Genomic DNA, 24043 nt, shown 5'->3' with positions numbered 1-24043 from the left:
CGCCAATTTTTCAAATTAAACGAGTATCTTATAAACATTTGCAAGTTCTACATAATGTCTTACATTATCTTGCATATATTCTAAATCTTGATCGGTTAAATATCTAACAAATTTTGCAGGGGATCCCATCCATAATTCTTGAGATTTAATTATCTTCTTTGGCAGGATAAGACTGCCTGCAGCAATAAAAGCATTATTATGTATTGTACAGGCATGAATAAGAGAGAGGTGACCGATAGTTATATTATCGCCTATTTCTACCGGTCCGTTAAACCTTGAAGCATGAATTACACTACCGTCTTGTATGTTAGTATTATTTCCTATTTTTATCGATTCAACGTCGCCTCTAAGAACCGTATTAAACCAAATGCTTGAATTACTACCTATTTCAACATCTCCTATTAAAGAGCTGCTTTCGGCAATATATGCACTTTTATCGATTCTTGGCGTAACTCCTTTGTAAGGGATAATGAGCATTAATTATAATCTACCCAAGAAATATTACCGTCTTTACGATAATAAACTATATTGATACGATCATTATTTATATTTTTAAATACTACTGCAGGTAAATCTTCTAAATCCATTTTCATTACCGCTTCTTTTACTGATAATTTTAATATTTCTACAGGCTTTTCAGCGATAATTGCTGGATTATCATTATCTTCGGCGTTAGAGGTTTCACTATCAGATTGCGGATTAATAATATATTTGGTACCTTCGTAAGCAATTTCTGATATTTTTACTTTACCCGTATGATGATTTTTGAATTTTGATTTATATTTTCTAAGCTGTTTTTCTAGTTTTGACATAGCTTTATCAAAAGCTACATATATATCGCTACAACTATCATTACTTTTGACTATATTATGTTTACCGGAGCCATATTTTACTATAATATCACATTTAAAGTTAATGCCTTCTTTTGAAAAATGTATATCTATATTTATTATATCGGTAAAATATTTTTTAACGACTTGCGTAGCCCTCTCTTTTGAATATTCTTGTAAATTATTACCGATAGAAATATGTTGACCTGAAACTGAAATAATCATAAATAACCTTTATAATCTGAAATAATTAATATATAGGCGTTACTAAGTAACACCTATACAATTAATTTATATTTAGAGTAATTTCAAGTTTTATTACAAATTAATTTATTTAAACTTTAGCTGTAGAGTTTAGGACGCTTATCCTTATTTTGTTGCGATTTAATTAGTTTTTTAGCAGTCTTTCTTACATAATTAGGCTCAATGCCAATTTCTAAGCAGGTAGCATTAAAATTTTCATTATTTTCAAAAAGCCATTTTTTAGCGTTATATTCTGCTTTTGTTGCCTCTTTCTTGGTAAAAGTATTAGTTGCATCTATTATTGCCTGCATAATAATAGCACTTCTAAGAGCAATATCGGGTATAGGATTATAAAGTTTAATACGCTCAAAAGGAGTAGTTAATTTAATGACATATGGTTTAGTCATATAAAACCTCTAATAATTATTAATAAAGTAAGATTTTATTAAAATAAATGTAACTACTAGGTTTTTCTTTTTTTAACAAAGGCCTTAAAAAGTATAATAATTTTCAAGGCTTCAACTAGTAGTGACTAATTTGGATTAATAGAGATATCTAGTAATTATAATATTAGGAATAAGCTAGATGTTAGGTTCTGTATATTTTTTGATAAAATACGATATTTTACTCTTGCAGAAATAGAAGAATTGTTATATACATTGTTATCTTTATACGTATACTCAAATGATTTCAAGAATTGAATTTTATTTTGAGAGGTGAGCACCCGCAGCCTATACTTAATAGATGAAGATGCAATCCTTGATAAAATGAAAGAGCAATTCTTAAAAGCAGAAGAGTATTATAAGGGGGTGTAGCTCAGTTGGTTAGAGCATCTGCCTGTCACGCAGAAGGTCGCGGGTTCGAGTCCCGTCACTCTCGCCAAGCCCTTTCAGGTTTTGGGATTTCCTGTCGTTTTCTAAAAAATTCATATGCTCCTTTTATTTGCCTTTTGTTTTAATTGTTATATTAAACTCTTTTAAATTCCAAATTTTAAATATTATAAAAAACTAACTTTGTATATTCCTTAAAGTAACCTCAACTCATTTGTTTGCACTTTTAGTTAAATGTCTACTGTATTCTTAAAACTTCTTATTATGATTCTATCTATTAAGATCATTTTTAACAAAATATTAAAATTTATAGAATTTAATAAGAAAGTACTTATGTTTAGATGGTTTCAACCCTCAAATCAAGAATTAATAAGAACTATACAGAAAGAAAATACCGCAGAAGCACAAAAATTAATTGCCGCAATGGATATTACTGAATTAAGTAAAGTTAGGGATATTTATATTAGCATTAGCAGGGCTATTTGCAGCATCCGTACCTAATATTTTGAGTTACATTACCGTCACCTATAAAATTCAATGTACCGCCTACACCACCGGTGCTAAGTACTGCTCCATTTGCTCCTACGCTACCGGCTAGCGTAACCCCATCTGCTAAAGCTAAGATAGAGCCATTCTTATTTAAAGCTACGGGAACAAATACATTAGCTGAGAACGTAATGGGGGTTGCTCCGATATTTACGAGAACATTACCGCTTTGTATTGTCAGTGTGCCTTGGTTATTTCCTTGGTTATTTGCAGAGGTCGTAACTGAACTGGTCACACCATTTACTATTAACTCACCATCTGCTCTAAATAATATGTTACCACCCGCTCCTAGGTCTAAAGCTTGGTTAAATGTTACCTGCTATTCATACTAAGTAACTGCGTAAATACCGTATTATCGACTACGACATCACCTGCTCAGTCTACTATGAAATTCTTAAGGCGATGGGTATTCTCCACCGTTATTTGCCATGGTTAGGTATTTTGTGATTGCTCCTATTCTCACTATTCCATATTCATCATTGCCAGATTTGTTTAAATGATTATTTTAGCAAATTTACATTCCCATTTGCTGCATCTATTGTATATGTCGTATTATCCGCTATTCTAATATCACCTATATCTCCGGCACTTGGATCATTGATTGTTAAATTAGCATTTATTTGTATTTTTGCGTTTAATAATGCAACATTGATTGTATTTTCGGTATTTATTATTTAAAGTACCGCCGCTAGCATTACTATCGCTAGCATTACTATTATTAAAAGTAATACCTCCTACATCTAATAGACTGTTAACACTTATAGTTCCGGAAGCTAAAACACTATCTGCAAAAACAATACTATTTACCGTAGTATTACCTTGTAAATCAAGAATCTTACCGTTACCTCCATTACACTGAAGTATATTGAAATTATTTATATTTCCGTTAAGTATAGCATTCCCTATAAAATTTCCGTTTACTCCTTTAGCACCCGTCTATATTACCCGTAACCGTTATGTCGTCATCTAAATTAAGTACGGACGTATTTTACTTTGTAAATTAATATTAGTAGCTTTTAATATTGTAGCATTAAGTGTTGCCGACCCAAGTAAAACATTTACTGCGGCTAATGAGCCTATATTACCTATATCGCCTGTTATTATGTTACTACTACCAAGATCATGAGCTAGATTTAGTATCCCTTGACCGTCAACGCCGGTAGTATTATTTATATTACCCGTTAACGTTGTTATATTACCGTCAAAAAGAGCAAGTATAGAGTTATTGTTAGTAAGATTTATATTTGCAGCATTAATTGTAATATTACCTGCTCCGGACATATAAATCTGTGCTTCCCCGTTTCCTACATTTATTCTGGCAAGAGAGTTAGTTAGACCTATGTGATTTGATATAGTACCCGTACCTACAAATGTTATTGTACCGTTATTGCCAGCTACCGTATTATCTTATCTGAGTTGTAATATTTAAACCGTTATTAATTTGTCAAGTAGAATTCTTACCGGCGAAATCTATATTACTAAATGTTTGATTACCGACTCCGGTAACAATTGACGTAACATTATTATTAATAAATTTAAGAGGAGTGAAATTAGGAGTAAGACCTACTGTTGCACTAATAAAGAGCACCTATTGATACATTTTGACTTACCTCAACCCCACCAAAAGCAGGTAGTGCTATTAATTAATGTATTTATCCCGCCAATAACAGCATTTGTTTTATCTGCCGATATTTTAATTCCAAGCCCTTTGAATAAATATTGCCGTTATTAAATACTCCTCCTACAAGACCGGCACCGGTACTCAAGCTTACGCTACCGAGATTAGGAATTGTTGCTCCTGCAGTATTAGAGCTAGTGAATAATGTTCCGCATAATGATGCCGTTGCTAAAAATTTTCTTAATATTTTTGATTCTTTCATTAATATTAATACATTTAATTAATAATTTGTAGCAACTTTTTTACAATAATAAAATAGAAGTGGATAGAGCTAGATTCAGAAAGCTTTAGACAAGATGAATTGACGACTGAGCCTGCGGAACGTACAAAAAGTACGTGAGCAAAGGCGCATGTCAGAAAATTCACTTGTATCAAGCTTTCTGAACGACGCTGTACCAAAAAAATATTGTTACTTGGTAGTGTAGAAATTTAATTATGTATTTAGAATTAAGTTAAAGGAATTTCTCAATGAAAGTTGGAAAGCAGAAAGATAAACTAAGCTGTTTTGTCTTTTATTGTAGGCATGGATTTTACTACCTCAGATACACCGCTTTGAGTAGCTGCCGCAGTAGTAGCAGCATTCACACCCCCACGGGGTCCATAAAAACAATAAAAAATACTAAAATTATTAGTATTTTTAACTGGATCCCATGGTCAAACCACGGGATGACAGAGGTGAAATTGATCCACGCAACAATATAGTCAATTCAGCCCAATTTAGTGACAGGCGTAAGGAAGAGAGTCTATAATAATAGGTGAGTTCAAGATAGTCAGGAATTAAGCAAGAAAAATCGCATTTTGATTGAAAAGTCAAAAAGAATTACTTTACTATAGCTTGCATTAATTTAATATATGATATTTTGACTATTAACAAATCTCTATTTATTTATCGGTGTTCCTACCAAAGCATGCTTAAGTACTTGATCAATATTTGATACAGATATAATTTCTAGGCTTTCTTTTATATTCGGCGGTATATCTTTCAAATCTTTGACATTTTCTTCAGGAATCAACACGGTTTTAATACCTCCCCTACTTGCAGCAAGTAACTTCTCTTTAAGACCACCTATAGGTAAAACATTGCCTCTTAAAGTAATTTCACCGGTCATTGCTACAGTACAATGTACGGGTATTTTAGTCATCAACGAAACAATAGTCGTAAACAAAGCACAGCCGGCAGACGGTCCATCTTTTGGAATAGCTCCAGCCGGTACGTGAATGTGAATATCAAAATCTTTATAATTGTCGTACTTTAATCCAAAATTTGTTGCTCTGCTTCTAAAACAACTATAGGCAGCCATTGCCGATTCTTTCATAACATCACCGAGTTTTCCGGTGGTCTTTATTTCACCTTTCCCTGGAAATGCTAAAGCCTCTATAGTTAAAAGCTCTCCGCCTACTTCAGTGTAAGCAAGTCCCGTAGTACTTCCTATTTGATCTTCTTTCTCGGCAAGCCCGAAATTATATTTCTTAGCTCCTAAAAATTCTTCAAGATGATTACTATCTATGGCGATATGCTTAACACTTTTATCTGCTAAAATCTGCTTTAATGCTTTTCTAGTTAATGCCCCTATTTCACGCTCTAAAGCTCTTACACCTGATTCCTTGGTATAATATCTAATTAAATCCAAAATTGCCGTCTCGGATATAGTAATTTCATCTTTTTTGATTTTATGCATTTTAAATTGTTTTGGAACTAAATAATTTCTGGCAATTTGGAGCTTTGTTTCCTCTACATAACCGGAAATATATATTTTTTCCATTCTATCACTTAAAGCTCTAGGTAAATCATGAGAGTTAGCAGTAGCAATAAATATTACATTTGATAGATCATATTCTACTTCTAGATAATGATCAACAAAGTGACTATTCTGCTCATGGTCTAATACCTCAAGCAAAGCGGATGCCGGATCACCTCTAAAATCAGAACTCATTTTATCGATTTCATCAAGCAGCATTACAGGATTACTAGTCTTAACTTTCTTAAGTTGACCTAAAATTTTACCGGGCATTGATCCAAGGTAAGTTTTTCTATGCCCTCTGATTTCTGCTTCGTCTCTAACACCGCCGAGCGCAAGTTTAGTATATTTTCTGCCCATTCCTTCGGCAATAGATTTTACAAGTGAAGTTTTACCGACCCCTGGCGGACCTATTAAACATAATATAGGTCCTCTAATTTTACTTGAACGCTGTAATACCGCTAAATATTCTATAATTCGTTCTTTAACTTTTTCGAGTCCAAAATGGTCACGATTTAAAATTTTCTCTGCTTGGTTAATATCTATTTTGCTATTATCATACTTACCCCAAGGCAGGCTAAGCAATGTCTCAAGATAGTTACGCGTTACTCCTGACTCCGCTGACATTTGGTTCATGGTACGGAGTTTCTTAAGTTCAGCCTCAGCTTTTTCTTTTGCTTCTTTTGATAATTTTAAACTTTTAATTTTTTTCTCAATATCGGCAAGTTCTGATTTATCTTCATCAAGCTCTTTTTGAATAGCTTTCATTTGTTCGTGCAGATAATAATCACGCTGCGTTTTTTCGATTTGCTTTCTTACTCTTTGCTGCAATGCCTGCTCGGTTTCTGAATTTACTATATTGGAAGTAAGCGTACTAATAACCGTAGTGATACGCTTCAAAGGACTAGTTTCTTCTAATAAATGCTGCTTTGCCTCAAGTGAAGTTATCAAATGTGAGGCTAATATATTTATAATATCTATGAAATTAGTGCTATTACTTATTTCTTTATTGATAGTTTCAATAATTTCTGCATTAACTTTCTTATCATTAATCGCATATTTACTAAATAGTTGTACTGCATTATCAACGAGTGAACGCATGTTATTAACGTCAAATATTTCTTCATCTGGAATAATTTCGTAATTTGCTTCAAAAGCTTCCTCGCCTTTGATATTGCTTAGCTTTACTCTTGCTACTGCTTCTATTAAGATTTTTGCCGTATTATTAGGCAGCTTCACTATTTGGATAATCTTGGCAAGTATAGCTGTGTTATAAAGTTCGTGTGTACTAGGGTTTTCTTGATCAAATTTTTTCTGTAAAGTTACTAAAATATATTTACTATTATCTTCCTCGGAAATGGTAGTATGAGAGAGTGCTTGCAACGATTTTGGCCTACCCACAAAAATAGGAGCAATTACTCCCGGGAATACTACCATATCTCTCAGTGCCATTAACGGAAGGGATTTTTTATGCATCAATTAAAACCTTTTAAAATTTCTAATTATTAACTATATAATATAGTATCAACCTGATTTCAAGCTACCATTATTAATTATATTTATGAATTTATTACTACAACCTCCTCAAAATGTAGCAGCCGCACATAATAGAATAAAACAATATCTACATTTAACTCCGATCGTTCACTCTGAAAGCTTAAATGAGATGCTCGGTCATGAGATTTTTTTTAAGGTTGAATCATTACAAAAAACCGGTGCATTTAAAGTTAGAGGCGTGTTAAATCATTTATTAGAATTAAAAGAACAAGGAAAATTACCTGATAAAATAGTCGGTTATAGTACGGGTAACCATGGAATCGGTCTTGCTTATGCAAGTAAATTATTCGGTATTAAAACAAGGATTTATTTACCGTTAAATACTTCAAAAGTAAAACAGCAAGCAGCTCTTTATTATGGCGGTGAAGTGATATATACATATACTCGACAAGAAGCGGAAGAAAAAGCAAAAGAAGATGAAAAGCAAGGATTTTACTATATGCATCCTTCCGATAGTGATTCTACAATAGCAGGAGCAGGCACGTTATGCTATGAAGCATTACAGCAGCTAGGTTTTAGTCCTGATGCTATTTTTGCCTCTTGCGGCGGCGGTGGTTTAATTTCCGGCGCATATCTTGCCAAGGAATTAATATCACCGACAAGCTTATTAATAGGTTCAGAACCTTTAAATGCCAATGATGCTTATTTATCTGTTAAAGATAATAAAACATATAGATTTAACTATGCTCCGAATACTATTGCGGACGGTCTTAAAACCTTGAGTATATCAGCTCGTACATTTGAATATCTGAAAAAACTTGATGATTTTTATTTAGCAGAAGAATATGAAATATATTACTGGACGGCGTGGCTTACTCATTTACTTAAAGTAATATGCGAGCCGTCAAGTAGTATAAACATGGTTTCAGTGGTAAATTTTTTAAAAACACAATCCAAACCTCAAAAATTACTAGTACTAATCTCAGGCGGTAATATCGATCCTATTCTTTATAATGAATTATGGAAAGAGGAGTATTTAAGCATCTCACCTAAATCTTTATGTTCTGATGTCATTTCTGCGAAAGCAGCAATCTAGTAACCTTTAATGTCATACTGCAACTTCGCGGTATCTTAGGACTCAGCTGGTGATACAAGACCCCGTGGTCACGCCACGGGGTGACAATAAAAAATCTAGATTCCCGCTTTCGCGGGAATGACATAGAAGCAATGTAACAACGCCTCCTCACAATGATGAAGTTATATTAAAATTTAACCCTTTCTTCTTACTGCTTCTTGATTTTTAGTAGAAGGATTAGGAGTGATTTGCGGAGGTTTTATATTAGAACTTCTTAGTTTTATTGAATCTTCAAATATGGTTTTATCAAATGCTATTGGATTGATTTTTCTGAGTTCCGCTAAATTAAAATTATTAATTTGTTGCGGTTGAACTATAATAGACTCACCCGTAACAGGAATTAAATTTTTAAATTCAGGATTAGTTGCTAATGTATCTTTATTTTCATTTAAAAATTTTGTTAGACCTGCAGCAATGTCACGATTTGTTAAAGCATTTGAAAAGATTTTATCATTAATTGTCTTCACTACATATCCATCACTCAGAGTAATATATTTCTCTACAACTTTTCCTAATCTTTTTTCCAAATAGTTTCTACCTGTCAATATCTGCTTAAATTTTTCCCGTAAAGAAGTACCTCTATCATTAATATCTTTTAATTCAGTGGCTATTTTAGTACTATTCTCAGTTAGATAAGTAGAATCTAACTTATTTAATTCCCTTATTATTTCAGGATTCTTTATGCCTGATGAGTTAGTAAGTATAATAATTTGTTCTAATTGCTTACTAATTTTATTATTTTTTTCTAATCTATTACTAATCTGCTGTACCGTATAAGTGGCTGCATTTTGTAATGCCTTAAATTCCACTTGAGATAATTGATTTACTCTTGGGATAAACTGCTTACTATTTTTATTAAATTTCTGGTTTTTATCTCCTTGCATAATAAATTTTTCATATTTCTCAAGTTTGTCTGGAGTGTTTTTAGGATCTTGTTTTAAGATTTCTATAGCTTGATCTTTTACAGCCTGTGCATATTGCTCTTTAGGTATAGACTTTCCGCTTACGGCTATTAATGCTTCTTTAGTTGCTCTTATAGGATTGGCAAAGATTTCTTCTTCATCTTCTATACCCATCAATGATAATTCATCAAAAGGTCCTCCTTTATTTAGAGGAAGTACAAAACCCTTAAGTGCTGCTTCAGCCCTTGCGACATCAAACTTTAGCTTATCTGCTACACTAGGTATTAGTTTTATATCTTGTCCTAAATTGATATGCAAGTTATCTACTAATTGTTGTATATCTTTATTTTCTACAACTTCACTAATAATTTTACTGGCAAGTACTTCAAGCGTACTAGTGATATATTCTTCAGATTGTAAATATTGTTGAATAGGATCGGAAGTAACAATATTTTTATTCAAAGTATCTAATCTCCTATCTACGTTTTTTATATCAACTATTTTATCTTTTACTGCAGCCAATATCTCAGTCACTTCATCGTTTTTTTTAATAGTATCATCTATATTAGTTATAATCTCTGCCATATAATACTCATTATTAAGTTATTTGATATAATGAACTAAATTATCAAACTTTTTAAAAATTCACAACTATATTATCATATAAATCACTACTTACTATACCCTGACTGTTGCCCACTCTCTCTACTTTTATTAAGGTTTTCAACATGAGATATGGGGGTTGATATAGAAGACTTATAGCCTTGGGGTATTGTTTTATTTTGCTTTACAATATTTGGTGCTTGTTTTTCTCTTTGTAGTTCTTCCGACAAATTTTTCGTTTCTATATGTAAACTATTACTTTTTTCAAAGTTAGCAAATGCTTTATCTATATTTTTTTGAGCATAATCCGTACCGGTAAAAACTACTACTATTCTTTGCCATAGCTTAGGTTACTCTTTGTAATTCTAATGCTATACTTTCTCCCCCCCCATCTGTGTGTTCCTTAAATATCCAGGATTTAACTCTGCTAATACTCTTTTAGTACCGTTAACAAGTGCAGAATTGCTGCTCTCAAGTAATGGGGCAAAATTCTTGATAATTTCTTTACCTTGCTCTATCATTTTTTCAGACGGTAGTTTACTTATCGCTGGTAATAAAGTTTTAATTATATGAGGCTCATTTACTCCTAACTCCTTAATAGACGATAAAGCTTTTGCTTCTTTTTCATTTGTTTGAAAAGTAATTTTTAAAAATTCAGCTATCTTTAATGCTGCTTGTGTTAATGCTTCTACTTGTTTTGGATCATTAATTTGCTCTTGTTTATCAAGTTTAGGGATAGTATTTTTAGTAAGAAATTTATCTGTAGTTACCTAATGTTGTTTCTGAAACATTTTCTTTAAGGTTATCTAATGTTTTATCTATTAATTTCTCTCTATATTGTTCTTTAGATATTTTTTGGTTAGCTGATTCTAACATAGCTTTTTCTAATGGTTTTTTAATATCCATCACTTCATCTTCGCTTAAGCCATTACGTTTTTCGTCGTTCACCTGCTCTACTTGAGACTCACTTAAATCTCTGGCAAACCAATTTAAAATTTATGAATGAAAATTAATTAAAACTTATAAAAAGAATTGTATTTTTTCATAGAAGAGGTCCTGATCGTAATTTCATCAGGGATTTCAGTTATGAACCTTGAAGGATAAGAACGGACTATTTCATAAAATATTTTTCTGCTTTCAGCATGAGTAATGTAGAGGTCTTTTTTGGCTCTCGTAATACCGACATAAGCAATGCGGCGTTCTTCTTCTAAGCCTTTTTCGCCGTCTTCGTCTAGAGATCTTTGAGACGGAAATACCCCCTCTTCCCAGCCCGGTAAAAATACCACATCAAACTCAAGCCCTTTAGCTGCGTGCAGGGTCATTATAGTAACAGAGCCACCGTAATTGGTTTCAAGCACTTCATTTTCCATAACTAAGCTTGAATGTTCGATAAAATCATGAACATCGTTAAATTCAGCAATAGCTCTAAGCATTTCGTTAATATTTTCGATTCTACCGAATGCTTCTTCGGTTTTTTCTTCTTGAAGCATTTCAAGATAACCGGAATCATCAAGTATTGCTTTAACTACGTTTATTGGAGCATCTATACTAAATCTTTCGTACCAATTATCGATTTTAGTAACCAAATCTTTTAGAGTTTCATATGATTTTGCTTTAATCTCACCTATTTCTAGCATTTCTTTAATGGCTGCAAAATTAGAAATATTTCGCTCAAGTGCATAGACTCTAATTTTATTTAAGCTAGCTGCACCTATTGCCCTTTTCGGCACATTTATAATACGCTCAAGTGCTAGATTGTCATTTTGATTCAAAGATATACGGATATAAGCAAGCACGTCTCTTATTTCCATACGTTCATAGAACCGCAAACCGCCTATAATTTTATAAGGCATAGCACTATTTATAAACGCTTCCTCAAAACTTCTTGTTTGAAATCCGGCTCGTACTAATATTGCAATATTGCCGGCATTATAACGGTTTTCTCGCACTAACTTATCTATTTCACCGGCTATATATCTTGCTTCTTCTTTATCACTCCAACAAGAGATAATTTTTATCTTTTCACCGTTTTCCCTATCCGTCCATAACGTTTTACCGTGACGGTTTTTATTATTATTGATAACATTGGAAGCAGCAGCAAGTATTGGCAAAGTTGATCTATAATTCTGCTCTAATTTAATAATTGTTGCACCTGCAAAATCTTTTTCAAAACGTAATATATTCCCGACTTCTGCTCCTCGCCAACCATAAATAGATTGATCATCATCCCCTACACAGCAAATATTTTTATATAAACTTGCGAGCATTCTTGCCCATAAATACTGGACAACGTTAGTGTCTTGATATTCATCGATTAAAATATATCGATATTTTTCTTGGTAATATCTTAGTATTTCAGAGTTTTTAATAAAAAGCTCATTATTATAAAGTAGCAAATCTCCAAAATCTAAAACATTAGAAATAAGTAAATTTTTCTGATATTCTTCGTATACAAGTTTTGCAACCCTCTGCAGCGGTAAATTAGTATCTGATACTGATAGTTTAGTTGGTAATAATCCTTGATCTTTCCATCTAGAAATTATGATATGTATTAATTTAGGAGCATATTTTTTAGTATCAATATCTTTTAGCTTTACTATATCTTTCACTAGTTTTAATTGATCATCATGACTAATAATAGTAAATCTATTATTTAAACCAAGATTTAAATGCTCAATCTGGTCACGTAATATCCTAGCTGCCATTGAGTGGAAAGTGCCTATATTAAGACCATAGCAATTAATTAGACTATTAACTCTTGCAGCCATTTCTTTAGCAGCTTTATTAGTAAAAGTAACGGCTAGAATATTTTGAGGTGAGGCTAAATTTTGGTGAATAATATTAGCTATTCTTGAGGTAAGTACCTTTGTTTTACCTGTCCCTGCACCTGCAAGCAATAAAAGCGGTCCTTCAGTGTGAAGAACTGCTTTTTGCTGCTCTGGATTTAATATATGTATGAAATCTTGATTTTGCATTTATTTTAAGGATGTTGTGCTATGGCTCTACTATATCACCTTATTCTTCTTAGATTTTTAATAATATACGAAATAGTAATTATCGGACTACAAATAATTATTTTAAATAACCTAAAATAAGAGCTTAAATTTCTATCTTCAATAAACCAATTATATAAATCATTTATAGGTTTAATCTCAGCAGGAATAATATATTGATCTTTAAATAATGCTTTTAAAACTCTTTTTGCCTGTTTTGCTTCTACTTTACGCTCTATTGTTAAGCTTTGATCATGTACTCGGTAGAAATATAAAGATTCCGGTATATGAGCAAATTTCGTAACAAGCCCAAACCTTAGCCAATATTCATAATCATCCACTAACTGCATATTTTCATTATATCCACCTACTTGCCTTGCTAAATCGGCTCTATATAAGAAACATGCACCGACGCAATCTCTAATCGGTAAAAACTCAGGAGGTTCTTGATAAAGTCTTATTCCTACTTTACCGTGGTCATCGATCAAAGTATAATCAGTATATACAAGCCCTATCTCAGGTGAATTATCAAGTATCTTAACCATTTTTTCTAAAGCATTTTCATGGAAAAGATTATCATCTGAAGTCCAAGTAAAATACTCCCCCTTGGCCTCTTGAAAAGCAATATTAAGACTTGCCGGTAATCTTTTATTGGTCTCATTTACTATTACCTTAATACGTGAATCCTGCTCTGCATATGTCCTAGCTACTATAACGCTATTATCTTTTGAGCAATCATCAATAATAATAAGCTCAAAGTCTTTAAAGCTTTGATTAAGACAACTCTCAATAGCAAAAGGTAATAGCTTCTTTCTATTATAAACCGGTAAAACTATTGAGATTTTTGGAAGATTACTATGCATGTCCTCATAACATATCAAGAGTATTTAAACTATTAATTATATTTTCTATTAGTTCTGATTCTTCAGCTTTACATCCATCTTCAAGGATTAATAATATATTGCTTAAAGCATTATTAAGCATTTTGGGTATTATAGTATTTTGCTCTTCAAACCTTTTAATTAGTTGCATCAAAGGATCAACATATTCAATTGTTAACGATTCTTTATATTGAGCTAATAGCTCGACAAGACAATCAGATACTGCCCATAAAAAAGATCAGCTCCTTCATTATCTATTAAATCAAATACTTCATAAATTTTTTCAATTTGTACTTCAATATTATCTACAAGCACTAGCATAATTTTTACTATTTAGATTATTATATTTTCTATGTCATTCCCGCAAAAGCGGGAATCCAGAAAAAATAATCTTAATACTGCTACAAAGAATTATATTTTTTATATTCTTTACTAGATTCCTGCTTTTTCGCAGGAATGACATAAAAGGAACCATGTGGGCATGCTTAATTCTGTAAATTTATATATTTCGTATTTAGATATTCAAATATCCCTTCAAATGAGCCTTCAACTCCAAAACCTGAAGCTTTACATCCTGCAAAAGGTGCTTTTGCATTTGCAGGTAACGGGTCGTTAATCGATACCATACCAAAATCAAGCTTAGACGCTATCATTTGTGCCACGGATATATTATTTGAATATACATATCCTTGCAAGCCGTATTCGGTATTATTTGCATGTTCTATTACTTCATCCAAATCTTTAAATTTATAACAAGCAACTACCGGACCGAATATTTCTATTCTAAAGATATCCATATTATCCAAACAGTCAATAATAATAGTAGGCTCAATAAAATTATCAACAGTTTTACCGCCGCAAATTAATTTAGCTCCTTTACTTTGTGCATCAGCGAGTAACTTTTGTATTTTTTCTATGGCAGCAGAATTAATTAACGGACCTACATCCGATTCCTTATCAAATCCGTCACCGGCTTTAAGCTTAGTAAATTTAGCCTTTAGAATTTCTATAAATTTTTCATATATAGATTCTTCTATAAATATTCTGTTAGGTGAAGTACAAGACTGTCCACTATTTCTAGTTTTAGCGATTACTAAATCACTTACTACTTTCTCTAAATTATTATCTGCCGTTATAATGAAAGGAGCATTGCCGCCAAGTTCCAAAGATAAACGTTTTAGAGTATTTGCGGCATTTTGATATAGAATTTTACCGACATTTGTAGCGCCGGTAAATGATAATTTCCGAAGCCTAAAATCTTCACAAAAAGCCTTACCTATAATATCTGAACTACCTGTAATTACATTAAATACTCCGGCAGGCAAACCGGCATCGCTTGCAAATTTCGCAAGTACTAAAGCTGATAGAGGCGTAAGACTTGACGGTTTTAATATAACGCTGCAACCCGCAGCTATTGCAGGTACTACCTTGCGAGTAATCATTGCATTTGGAAAATTCCAAGGAGTTATAGCAGCAGACGATCCTACAGGCTCATATTGCGTAACAATTTTATGAGTATTACTATTACCGGGTTTGATAGTCGAATGAATATTATGTATAGCATATGTATACCAATCAATAAAAGAGGCTCCATATAAAATTTCTTTTTTTGATTCAGCAAGTACTTTACCCTGCTCTAGGGTTAATATATGACTTAACTCCTCAATATTTTCGATTACTAAATTATACCATCTTCTAAGAACCGCTATTCTCGCTTCAAATGAACTTTGTGACCATAAAGAAAAACTAGTCACCGTATTATTAATCGCTGAATTAATCTCAGATAATCCTAAATTCGGAACTGTAGCAATTTCTTTTAAGGTCGCAGGATTAATAACGGATATTTGCTTCCCGAACTCTATAAATTCACCGTTTATATAATTCTTTCCCGTAATGTTTTTAAGTAAGTTCATATATTTTTACCTGCGTGGATACTAAAATCGTCATTGCGAGCGAACATTGGCGTTGTTGCATGGCTCGAGAAAAGTGTTATAAACTTATCTTAAAATTATACGGCAATACTAGCAAGAAAAATATTTATAATGAATTATTTATACCAAAATCTTCACCACCCATTTGACTTTCTAATACATCATAAGAAATATTTGCCAAATTAGCATGTTTTATAATATTAATGATATCTTCAGGAGCTATTGCGTTTAACATAAGATTCAATATTTCTTGAGGAACTTTATATCCAATGTCAGATAATATAGCAGAGTTTTCAGTTATATTATAATAAAGTCATACACCTATCTTGTTTAAGTCTTCTAGAATATTTTCTCACAATAAATTTGATACTTTATCTACCTTTATAGCCTCAGCTATTTTAACCCATAACTCAGAGGGACTTATTGCTTCTTTGCCAAAAGCTATTAAACTCTTGAATGGCTCTAAATAATTACCTTTAACTCCTTTAATATTTCCCCATGCATACTCAATAACCTCAGATGAAATATCAGAGTAATATTTTTTCTTAGGATTTATTAATTGTGACTCTAAAGAGATCACAGCTGAGAGAAATACTGTTTCTAAGTTATTAAATAACCGCCTTTATTAAGATTTATACTTGCTAACAGCCAACCATTTGAGTCATCTCCATTAAAAATCCAATTCTGATGTAACATTGAGTCCAAAGTCAAATTTTTAAATATATTAGTAGTCGTCGTAGGCTTATCGGTAACTAACCTAATATCAGGAGCCTTTATCACTTGATCATATCTAACTCCGGTTATTTCTAGCTCTGTAAATTTTTCACTTTGGCTATTTGGATAAAAATGATTTAAGTAAAATTTTATTGCAGAATATATTAAAAATTTTTGTGAAAATGCAGCTTCTGCTAGCTCTATTTCTAAATTAGCATTTTTCAATGCTTCTAAATTTTGTATGTTAAAACTACCTCATCCAACTAAAAATTTTATAAGTAATGGATATGTATCAATATTTTATTTTTGTGGTGGTATATTTGTTCCAAGTCATTATATATTTGTACCTAATTAAATTAATACACAATGACTATAATAAGTGTCTTACTAAATGCAACAATTTTTTATTAACTTATATGTTAATTTACAGCTAAAAAATCTAAATTATTTATTTAGAAATTTTTCAGCCTCAAGAGCCGCCATGCAGCCTGTTCCTGCAGCAGTTACTGCTTGTCTATAAATTTTATCCTGAACGTCACCAGCAGCAAAAACACCTTCTACACTAGTTCTAGTAGTGCCTGACTTCGTGATGATATAATTATCGTCATCCATTACAATTTGTCCGGTAAATAGCCCCGTATTCGGTGCATGCCCAATAGCTATAAATACACCGCTACAATTCAATAAACTAATCTCTTTGGTGTGAACATTTTGAATTTTAACTCCAGTAACGGATTTTGGTTTATTGCTACCTACAATCTCATCTACTACATGATCCCAAATTACTGATATTTTAGAATTTTTAAATAATCGATCCTGTAATATTTTCTCAGCTCTAAAACTATCTCTTCTATGCACTATAGTGACTTTGTTAGCATGATTGGTTAAGTATAAAGCTTCTTCTACTGCACTATTTCCTCCCCCTACTACAACTATTTCTTGATTCTTAAAAAAGAAACCATCGCAAGTAGCACATGCCGAAACACCAAAACCACGAAATTTCTGCTCCGAAGCTATACCAAGCCATTTTGCTTCCGCACCGGTACAAATGATTATGCTCTCCGCGTCATATTCATTTCCTGCTCCTGTAAATACTTTAAAAGGTCTTTTTGATAAATCCACCTTTTCTACGTAATCACTAACAATTTCCGTACCGACATTTTTAGCTTGCATAGACATCTGCTCCATAAGCCAAGGTCCTTGCACCGTTTCCGCAAATCCTGGATAGTTCTCAACATCGGTGGTAATTGTAAGCTGCCCGCCTGGCTGCATACCATTTATTAATATTGGTTTTAAAGCAGCTCTAGCTGTATAAATAGCGGCACTTAAACCCGCAGGTCCTGAACCTATTATTAGTACTTTAGTAGTAATTTTCATATTATTTATTAATTTAAATGATGCCTATGTCATTAATGGGAAAGCAGGAATCCAGAAAAACATATAAAAAACAGTTTTTTTATATGTTTATTGTATTAAATATGTAATTTTTGTACTAAGGATTAAGGTTATTTTTCTGGATTCCCGCTTCCGCGGGAATGACATCCTGAACGTTCGTACAATACAAGGTCATACAATCTAAGACTTCTTTTCTAACCAAGATTTGACATAGTTAATTTCTTCAGGGTTCATTAGAGAAGGAGCATGACCAGCATATTTTATTTCATAAAGATCAAAAATTTTTGTTTCTTTCATCTTTTTAATAGTAGATTTTGTTAAAATTTGAGATTTCATCCCATGAATTACTAATATTCTACATTTTATTTTATTCCATACAGACCATAGTTTAATATCTTCCTGGTTACTAGCATTTTTCATTCCTTTTGTTATAGCAGGATCATAATTCATTTTATATTTTCCGCCGAATGTAGAAATTACACTATATTTTGTTAAATAATCCCAATCTTCTTCATCTTTAATACCGCTTTGTGCATAAATAAGTTTTAAATGTTCTTTTGCACTAGCCAAATCATCTAAGAGTATCGTTTTTTTAGCATAACCTCCAATTTTAATTAAAGGAGCAGCATCAATAAACGCCCCTATATCATTTAATATTAAGGCTTTAAAAATATTTTTATATTTACTGGCAAGTACCATACCTATAATACCGCCCATTGAAGTACCAAGCCAAATAGGATTTTTGATATTTAGCCTTTTTAAAAAAAATAACGTATCTTTAATATAAGTCGTATAGTTATAATGATTAGCTTTTTTAAAATTTTCGCTATCACTGCGACCAGGATAATTTATTGCAATTACTCTATAATTTTTACTCAACTCTTTAGCTATTTTATCAAAATCATGAGCATTTCTAGTTAAACCGTGAGCACATACTATTATATTTTTATTTTTAGGATCACCGAATTCCAAATAAGAAATTTTATGTTTCGGTATATATTGAAGAGGTAATAAATTAATATAGGGACCAATTTTTATTGAATTAATTTTCATATGAACCTATTAATACCAATTTAGAATAAATTGTAAAAAAATCATTGTCATCATGTTATTAATTTAAGTCACTTAAAAATATACTGACCATGGTCGGCATATATATAACTACAAAAAGCAAAGATAAAAACACAGTAGCTGCAACTTTTTCAGGGTAAAATTTCTGTAAATTCGCTATAACTATAGTATTTGCTGCGAGTGGTGCCGTAGAAAGTAGTTTTAGGGCATTATAGTAATCATTGTTATACCATTTTGTTACAAAATGATCAAACATGATAAATAACCCTACTCCCAAAGGATAGAATAGAAATTTAGCAGCAAAAGTAGCAAGAGTAAATTTGATATCGACTTCAAATTTTTGTAGAGACGAAAGAGCAAGACCCACCATCACCATACCGAGTATTGAAAAAGAGCCTTTCATATTATATATAAAATCATCTAAAAAATCCGGTAAAGTAAAACCGCAAAAACTAAATAAACATCCCAAGAAAAAAGCGTTTAAAATCGGTAATTTTACTACTTTTAATATACTATCGGTGGTATTAGCAAAGCTCCTCATACACATATAAAAACCGACGGAACATTCATAAATATTCACTCCTATAACAGCCATCATGTAAATACTTAATGTATAATCATCAAAAAGTGCTGCAGCTATAGGCAACATAAAATACCCGCCATTTGCCGTACCTGCAGACAAAGCTATAATATTACGTGTATGATCCTGCCAAAATTTACCAAAAAAATAATAAGAAAAGAGCGATAAGAGTGTTGCAATTACAAATGTTACAACCGTAACGCTTAATGCCGCAAGTGTTAAGGTTGTACTAGCAGGTATCGTAAAAAATACTATAGGCGATATAAAATAGAATAGTAACGAAGAGATACTATCTCTTTCAACATTTGAATATTTACCTGCTAAAAATCCTATTACTACACTTAATAATACCGAAACGGTTTTAAAAAAAACTATACTAAAGATTATCATGTAATGAGCTAAAGATATAATTACTTATAATATATGAGGTTTTATTTTTTTTTCACTAAATTTTGTAAAGATTTTTACTTCATCAGACCAAAATAAATTTTTAATTGAAACTTTAAAAACTTTATGTGATTTAAGGTATCTAATTTAATATGAAATTTTCATATTTATTGGTATTGCTCGCGTGGAGTCATATGTCATTCCCGCGGAGACATTGTTGCGTGGATACTTATGCCATTCCTGCGAAAGCAGGAATGGCATAAGGAATAACACACGAAGCTACTTCGGAAATTATAGGCATATGTAAATTATATTTTTTTATCAAATCCAAAACTAATTTTAATGCTTCTCTTCCCTCTACTAGCTCTTTATATTCCTGTAAAAATTTCTTTTTATCGCTACTAATTTCAAGTTCATAACCAAATTTTGTATTACGTGAACCTAACGAATAACAAGTAAGCACTAAATCGCCTACTACGCCCTCTAGTAAAATATCAGAATTTTTTTGCATACCACCTAACGCTTTCGACAAAATAGCAATTTCTTTTAAGGCAGCTACTATAAGCGTTGCTCTTGCATTTTCGCCCTGCTTTCTTGCTAAATCAATCCCGCTTTTAATAGCAAAAATATTTTTTAAAGCTCCTGCTACCTGTAATGTTACAATATCACTTGACACATTAGTAGTAAAAATTTTTGAACTTAGGTTATAAGCTATTTTATTTGCTATATCTATATCTAAACTTGCAATACTTGCCGAAGCAGGTAAATTTTTAGCAAGTTCTTTTGCTAGATTCGGACCTACAAAAAACGCTGTAGGGCTATGCGGTAATAGAGTTTTTAACCTATCTGAAAATAATGCGGTAGGATTACGGGCAAAGCCTTTTGTTGCAATTAGAAGAGTATTGTCTTTAGAAATGCTGTGAGTTTTTAATACTTTTATTGAGTCATCAAAAGCGTAAGACGGCACTGCAATAATAATTAGTTCAAAATCCTTAATTATATCTAAGTTTGTAGTAGCCTGTAAATGAGCCGGTAATTTAATATCCCCTAAATATTTTACATTAGTTTTGTTATATAAAATTTCCTTTGCTATTGCCTCATCACGTAAAAATAAAATAACGTTATTACAGTTTTGTGCTGCTAAAGAAGCAAGGCTAGTACCGAAACTCCCTCCCCCATAAACCGCAATATTTTTAAATTTGTTCATGTGCTTATTTTTTCTTTGTCACTTGCAGGTTTGTAGGTATCGTTGCTTGGCTTGTTTATGTCATTCTCACGAAGGCGGGAATCCAGTAAAACCATATAAAAACAAGTTTTTATATGGTTTTTTTATCAAATATGTAACTTCTGTATTAATATTGAAGTTGTGTTTCTGGATTCCCGCTTCCGTGGGAATGACATTGAGCGAACTTCTCGAACCATAAAACAATACCTACTCACAATAACAATTTCACTACTCCACAGCTTTCTCAAGATTTACTATTATAACGGGTGACTTATTAATTTCTTGTTTTAAGGTTTTACGGATTGTTCCTTTTATTGCCTCGATTACTTGTTCATCCGACAATGCTTTTTTAGCCTGTTTATTTTGAATGGTAACAAGTTCTTTAATGTCGTTTTTAATGAGGTTAACTAATGCCATATCCTCTTTCGGATCAAGCAGCCCGGGCATAGACAGCATTGGGTTTGCAGCAAGCAGTCCTTTTTTATTAATGACTACTGATGCTATCACGATACCCGACTCACGCATACGTCTTCTAGCTTTGAAAATCGGAGATTCAACGGGCAGCAAATAATTACCATCAACAGCTAAATAACCGTTTTCAACCTTTGAAATTACTTTTGCATTATTAGGTTCAAGCAGTACTACACTACCATTTTCAACCTCTACTACCTGTTTTATGCCGTTTTTCTTAGCAAGCTTAACATGTTCATGAATATGTACAGGCTCGCCGTGAACAGGTATACAAATATTCGGTCTAATTAGAGAATACATTTTTTGTAGCTCGTCAATCGATGGATGTCCTGAAACATGTACAAAATGGTCTCGCTCGGTAATAACTTCTACACCGGCTTTAACAAATATATTAAATAGCCTGAATATTTTCTTTTCATTACCCGGAATAATTTTTGAAGAAAAAATCATTGTATCCTTAGGAACAAGCTTTATAGACGGATGAGAATTACTAGCCAGTTTTGCGGTAGCAGCCATAGGCTCACCTTGACAACCGGTAGCAATTACTAATAATTCTTCTCTTCTAAATCTGCTAACATCACGTTCACTAATTAGAGGAGCAATATCTTTTAAATAGCCGCTTTCCTGCGCAGCAAGCATCATACGGTGCAAACTTCTACCGGTTAAGACTACTTTTCTACCCGCAAGCCCTGCAGCATGAATTATTGTATCAAGCCGTGCTAAATTAGAGGCAAAGGTTGAAACTACTACCATTTGAGGACAACCGGCTATAATATCTACTAAACTTTTTCTAACATCCCCCTCAGAACCTGAGCTTCCTTTATTAAATACGTTAGTTGAATCACAAACAAGTGCAAGAATCCCTTCATCTCCGTAAGATTTTAAAAGCTCCTCATCGGCTTTTTTCCCAAGTATCGGATCGTTATCAAATTTCCAATCCCCCGTATGTAAAATATTACCTGCATCCGTACGGATCATAATTGCTTGCATTTCAGGAGCCGAGTGAGTCAGTGGCACCATCTCTAAGGAAAAAGGATCTAGATTTATTTTACTACCGGGTTTTACTTCATGAATTTTTATATTTTTAGCAAAATCATATTCATTTAAACGAATTTTTAGAAAATTTGCTGTAAAAGTAGTAATATACATAGGACATTTAAGTCTATTCCATAAATATTGGACTCCACCTAAATGATCCTCGTGAGCATGAGTTAAAATCAGACCTACTATATCTTTTTTATATTTCTCGATAAAGCTGCTATCAGCAATTATCATATCAACACCGGGTAAATAATCATCGGCAAAACCGCTACCACAATCAATCATTAACCATTTACCTTGATAATGGTAAAGATTAAGATTCATACCTATTTCATTAGATCCCCCTAGCGGTACAAATAGCAGATCATTTTTATGATTTTTGATGTTGAATGATGACATAATTTAACTTAATATTTATTTTATTACTTTATTCTTATAACTTATTATTAGTTAAGCGTCTATATATTAAAAAAGAAATTCATATAATGAATATAAATAAAATAGCATTGATTTATAACCACAATTCCAAACATTTAGCTATTATAGAGGAAATAAAAAAACTCTATAATTATTGTAAAATAGAGGAAGCGGAGGTCATTATCGTAATAGGCGGGGATGGAGAATTACTACATAATATTCACCGCTATATGCATCTTAATATACCTTTTTACGGAGTTAATTTAGGAAGCCTCGGCTTTTTAATGAATCCTTTAGATACCAAAAAATTATTACAAAATATACACGAAAGTACGGTTTCTATCCTAAATCCTCTTCTTATGCAAGTCGAAGATACGAGCGGTCAAATATATACGGCACTTGCTATTAACGAAGTATCGATATTTCGTAAAACTAATCAAGCTGCTAAATTTAGAATAGAAGTAAACGGGATAGAGAGAATGAGCGAATTAGTAGCAGACGGAGCTTTAGTTGCAACACCTGCCGGAAGTAGTGCTTATAATTTATCTGCCAGCGGTCCTATTTTACCGCTTGAGTCAAACATGTTATGCCTAACCCCTATCTGCTCGTTTAGACCGCGTAGATGGCACGGTGCTTTACTGCTTTCATCTGCTACGATTAAATTTGAAATACTTAATACAAATAAACGACCGGTAAATGCTACGGCCGACTTTCAGGAGTTTAATAATATCACAAATGTTACCGTTAAATCTACTAAGGATAAGCCTGTCAAACTGCTCTTTAATAAAAACCATACGCTGGAAGATAGAATTATTAAAGAGCAATTCGGTGGGTAATTATTAAAAAATATTAATAATTTTTTGACTAAGAATTAAACTAATGTATGATGCCTTGTTAAAAATAACTAGGCATCATATATGCAATCAAAAAAGTC

At 32.3% G+C, this 24043-nt stretch carries 25 protein-coding genes, 1 tRNA gene and 1 pseudogene; 4 read left to right on the top strand and 23 right to left on the bottom strand.

The features are described from left to right. Positions 1–15 precede the first annotated feature (15 nt). The 3 genes from WSW_RS0101445 to WSW_RS0101435 all read right to left on the bottom strand — a co-directional run bounded on the left by WSW_RS0101445 (position 16) and on the right by WSW_RS0101435 (position 1480). On the bottom strand, positions 16–477 hold the full coding sequence (locus WSW_RS0101445; protein ID WP_016916789.1) for a gamma carbonic anhydrase family protein: 462 nt from the start codon (positions 475–477) through the stop codon (positions 16–18). After that, positions 477–1055 carry a ribosome hibernation-promoting factor, HPF/YfiA family gene (gene hpf, locus WSW_RS0101440; protein WP_016916788.1) on the bottom strand — a complete coding sequence of 193 codons (579 nt, stop codon included), beginning with the start codon at positions 1053–1055 and terminating at the stop codon, positions 477–479. The genes WSW_RS0101445 and hpf overlap by 1 nt, the downstream gene beginning before the upstream one ends. Before the next feature lie 116 nt (positions 1056–1171). Continuing rightward, positions 1172–1480: a hypothetical protein gene (locus tag WSW_RS0101435; protein ID WP_016916787.1), complete on the bottom strand. Its 309-nt coding sequence runs from the start codon at positions 1478–1480 to the stop codon at positions 1172–1174. Between the two features lie 398 nt (positions 1481–1878). Here WSW_RS0101435 and WSW_RS0101430 point away from each other — a divergent pair. Beyond that, positions 1879–1955 (top strand) — tRNA-Asp (locus WSW_RS0101430). Positions 1956–2236: 281 nt separating this feature from the next. After that, positions 2237–2404: a hypothetical protein gene (locus WSW_RS01000000107885; protein ID WP_238528424.1), complete on the top strand. Its 168-nt coding sequence runs from the start codon at positions 2237–2239 to the stop codon at positions 2402–2404. On the opposite strand, the gene WSW_RS1000000109075 is transcribed toward WSW_RS01000000107885, so the two are convergent. The 5 genes from WSW_RS1000000109075 to lon all read right to left on the bottom strand — a co-directional run bounded on the left by WSW_RS1000000109075 (position 2382) and on the right by lon (position 7342). Next, a complete protein-coding gene (locus WSW_RS1000000109075) occupies positions 2382–2684 on the bottom strand; it encodes a hypothetical protein (protein ID WP_016916785.1) in 303 nt (100 codons plus the stop codon). The two genes, WSW_RS01000000107885 and WSW_RS1000000109075, sit on opposite strands and share 23 nt — an antisense overlap. Before the next feature lie 731 nt (positions 2685–3415). Then, positions 3416–3730 carry a hypothetical protein gene (locus WSW_RS1000000111890; RefSeq protein ID WP_016916783.1) on the bottom strand — a complete coding sequence of 105 codons (315 nt, stop codon included), beginning with the start codon at positions 3728–3730 and terminating at the stop codon, positions 3416–3418. Between the two features lie 163 nt (positions 3731–3893). Continuing rightward, positions 3894–4037, bottom strand: coding sequence for a hypothetical protein (locus WSW_RS1000000109065; RefSeq protein ID WP_016916782.1), 144 nt, complete (start codon positions 4035–4037; stop codon positions 3894–3896). A 64-nt stretch (positions 4038–4101) separates the two neighbouring features. After that, on the bottom strand, positions 4102–4329 hold the full coding sequence (locus tag WSW_RS0101400) for a hypothetical protein (protein WP_016916781.1): 228 nt from the start codon (positions 4327–4329) through the stop codon (positions 4102–4104). Between the two features lie 676 nt (positions 4330–5005). Further along, entirely contained in the window at positions 5006–7342 is a 2337-nt protein-coding gene (gene lon / locus WSW_RS0101390; protein ID WP_016916779.1) for an endopeptidase La, read from the bottom strand. An 85-nt stretch (positions 7343–7427) separates the two neighbouring features. Here lon and WSW_RS0101385 point away from each other — a divergent pair, with 85 nt between their 5' ends. Next, a complete protein-coding gene (locus tag WSW_RS0101385) occupies positions 7428–8459 on the top strand; it encodes a serine/threonine dehydratase (RefSeq protein ID WP_010977257.1) in 1032 nt (343 codons plus the stop codon). Positions 8460–8632: 173 nt separating this feature from the next. Here the strand turns inward: WSW_RS0101385 and WSW_RS0101380 are convergent, their stop codons facing one another. From WSW_RS0101380 to WSW_RS0101310, 15 genes and pseudogenes are all read right to left on the bottom strand, one after another. Next, complete coding sequence (locus WSW_RS0101380; protein ID WP_016916778.1) at positions 8633–9985, bottom strand: hypothetical protein; 1353 nt, start codon at positions 9983–9985, stop codon at positions 8633–8635. Between the two features lie 389 nt (positions 9986–10374). Next, positions 10375–10524 carry a hypothetical protein gene (locus WSW_RS1000000110185; protein WP_238528422.1) on the bottom strand — a complete coding sequence of 50 codons (150 nt, stop codon included), beginning with the start codon at positions 10522–10524 and terminating at the stop codon, positions 10375–10377. A gap of 235 nt (positions 10525–10759) precedes the next feature. Next, positions 10760–10951, bottom strand: coding sequence for a hypothetical protein (locus WSW_RS1000000112675; protein WP_032850149.1), 192 nt, complete (start codon positions 10949–10951; stop codon positions 10760–10762). 65 nt (positions 10952–11016) lie between these two features. After that, complete coding sequence (gene pcrA, locus WSW_RS0101365) at positions 11017–12978, bottom strand: DNA helicase PcrA (RefSeq protein ID WP_016916777.1); 1962 nt, start codon at positions 12976–12978, stop codon at positions 11017–11019. 35 nt (positions 12979–13013) lie between these two features. Beyond that, positions 13014–13859, bottom strand: a complete 846-nt coding sequence (locus WSW_RS0101360) for a glycosyltransferase (protein WP_029374935.1) — start codon at positions 13857–13859, stop codon at positions 13014–13016. Positions 13860–13863: 4 nt separating this feature from the next. Then, positions 13864–14198: pseudogene (locus tag WSW_RS1000000113790) on the bottom strand (hypothetical protein). 164 nt (positions 14199–14362) lie between these two features. After that, on the bottom strand, positions 14363–15790 hold the full coding sequence (locus WSW_RS0101350; protein ID WP_016916775.1) for an NAD-dependent succinate-semialdehyde dehydrogenase: 1428 nt from the start codon (positions 15788–15790) through the stop codon (positions 14363–14365). A gap of 124 nt (positions 15791–15914) precedes the next feature. Further along, positions 15915–16043, bottom strand: coding sequence for a hypothetical protein (locus WSW_RS1000000113485; RefSeq protein ID WP_016916774.1), 129 nt, complete (start codon positions 16041–16043; stop codon positions 15915–15917). Between the two features lie 117 nt (positions 16044–16160). Next, complete coding sequence (locus tag WSW_RS0101340; RefSeq protein WP_016916773.1) at positions 16161–16388, bottom strand: hypothetical protein; 228 nt, start codon at positions 16386–16388, stop codon at positions 16161–16163. Between the two features lie 20 nt (positions 16389–16408). After that, the gene (locus tag WSW_RS0101335) at positions 16409–16747 is read right to left on the bottom strand and encodes a hypothetical protein (RefSeq protein ID WP_029374934.1); all 339 of its coding nucleotides are present in this window, start codon (positions 16745–16747) and stop codon (positions 16409–16411) included. Positions 16748–16966: 219 nt separating this feature from the next. Further along, positions 16967–17899 carry a thioredoxin-disulfide reductase gene (gene trxB / locus WSW_RS0101330; protein ID WP_014273478.1) on the bottom strand — a complete coding sequence of 311 codons (933 nt, stop codon included), beginning with the start codon at positions 17897–17899 and terminating at the stop codon, positions 16967–16969. A gap of 198 nt (positions 17900–18097) precedes the next feature. Then, positions 18098–18970: an alpha/beta fold hydrolase gene (locus tag WSW_RS0101325; RefSeq protein WP_016916772.1), complete on the bottom strand. Its 873-nt coding sequence runs from the start codon at positions 18968–18970 to the stop codon at positions 18098–18100. Between the two features lie 58 nt (positions 18971–19028). Further along, a complete protein-coding gene (locus WSW_RS0101320; protein ID WP_016916771.1) occupies positions 19029–19958 on the bottom strand; it encodes an AEC family transporter in 930 nt (309 codons plus the stop codon). Positions 19959–20184: 226 nt separating this feature from the next. Beyond that, entirely contained in the window at positions 20185–21162 is a 978-nt protein-coding gene (locus tag WSW_RS0101315; protein WP_016916770.1) for an NAD(P)H-dependent glycerol-3-phosphate dehydrogenase, read from the bottom strand. Between the two features lie 246 nt (positions 21163–21408). After that, positions 21409–23091, bottom strand: a complete 1683-nt coding sequence (locus WSW_RS0101310) for a ribonuclease J (protein WP_016916769.1) — start codon at positions 23089–23091, stop codon at positions 21409–21411. Between the two features lie 86 nt (positions 23092–23177). Here WSW_RS0101310 and WSW_RS0101305 point away from each other — a divergent pair, with 86 nt between their 5' ends. Then, positions 23178–23945: an NAD kinase gene (locus tag WSW_RS0101305; protein ID WP_016916768.1), complete on the top strand. Its 768-nt coding sequence runs from the start codon at positions 23178–23180 to the stop codon at positions 23943–23945. Positions 23946–24043: the final 98 nt, after the last annotated feature.

The sequence above is a fragment of the Rickettsia honei RB genome, assembly GCF_000263055.1.
Taxonomy (GTDB): Bacteria; Pseudomonadota; Alphaproteobacteria; order Rickettsiales; family Rickettsiaceae; genus Rickettsia; species Rickettsia rickettsii.
The sequence above is the reverse complement of the archived record's forward strand: the minus strand, read 5'-3'. Positions and strand labels throughout refer to the sequence as shown.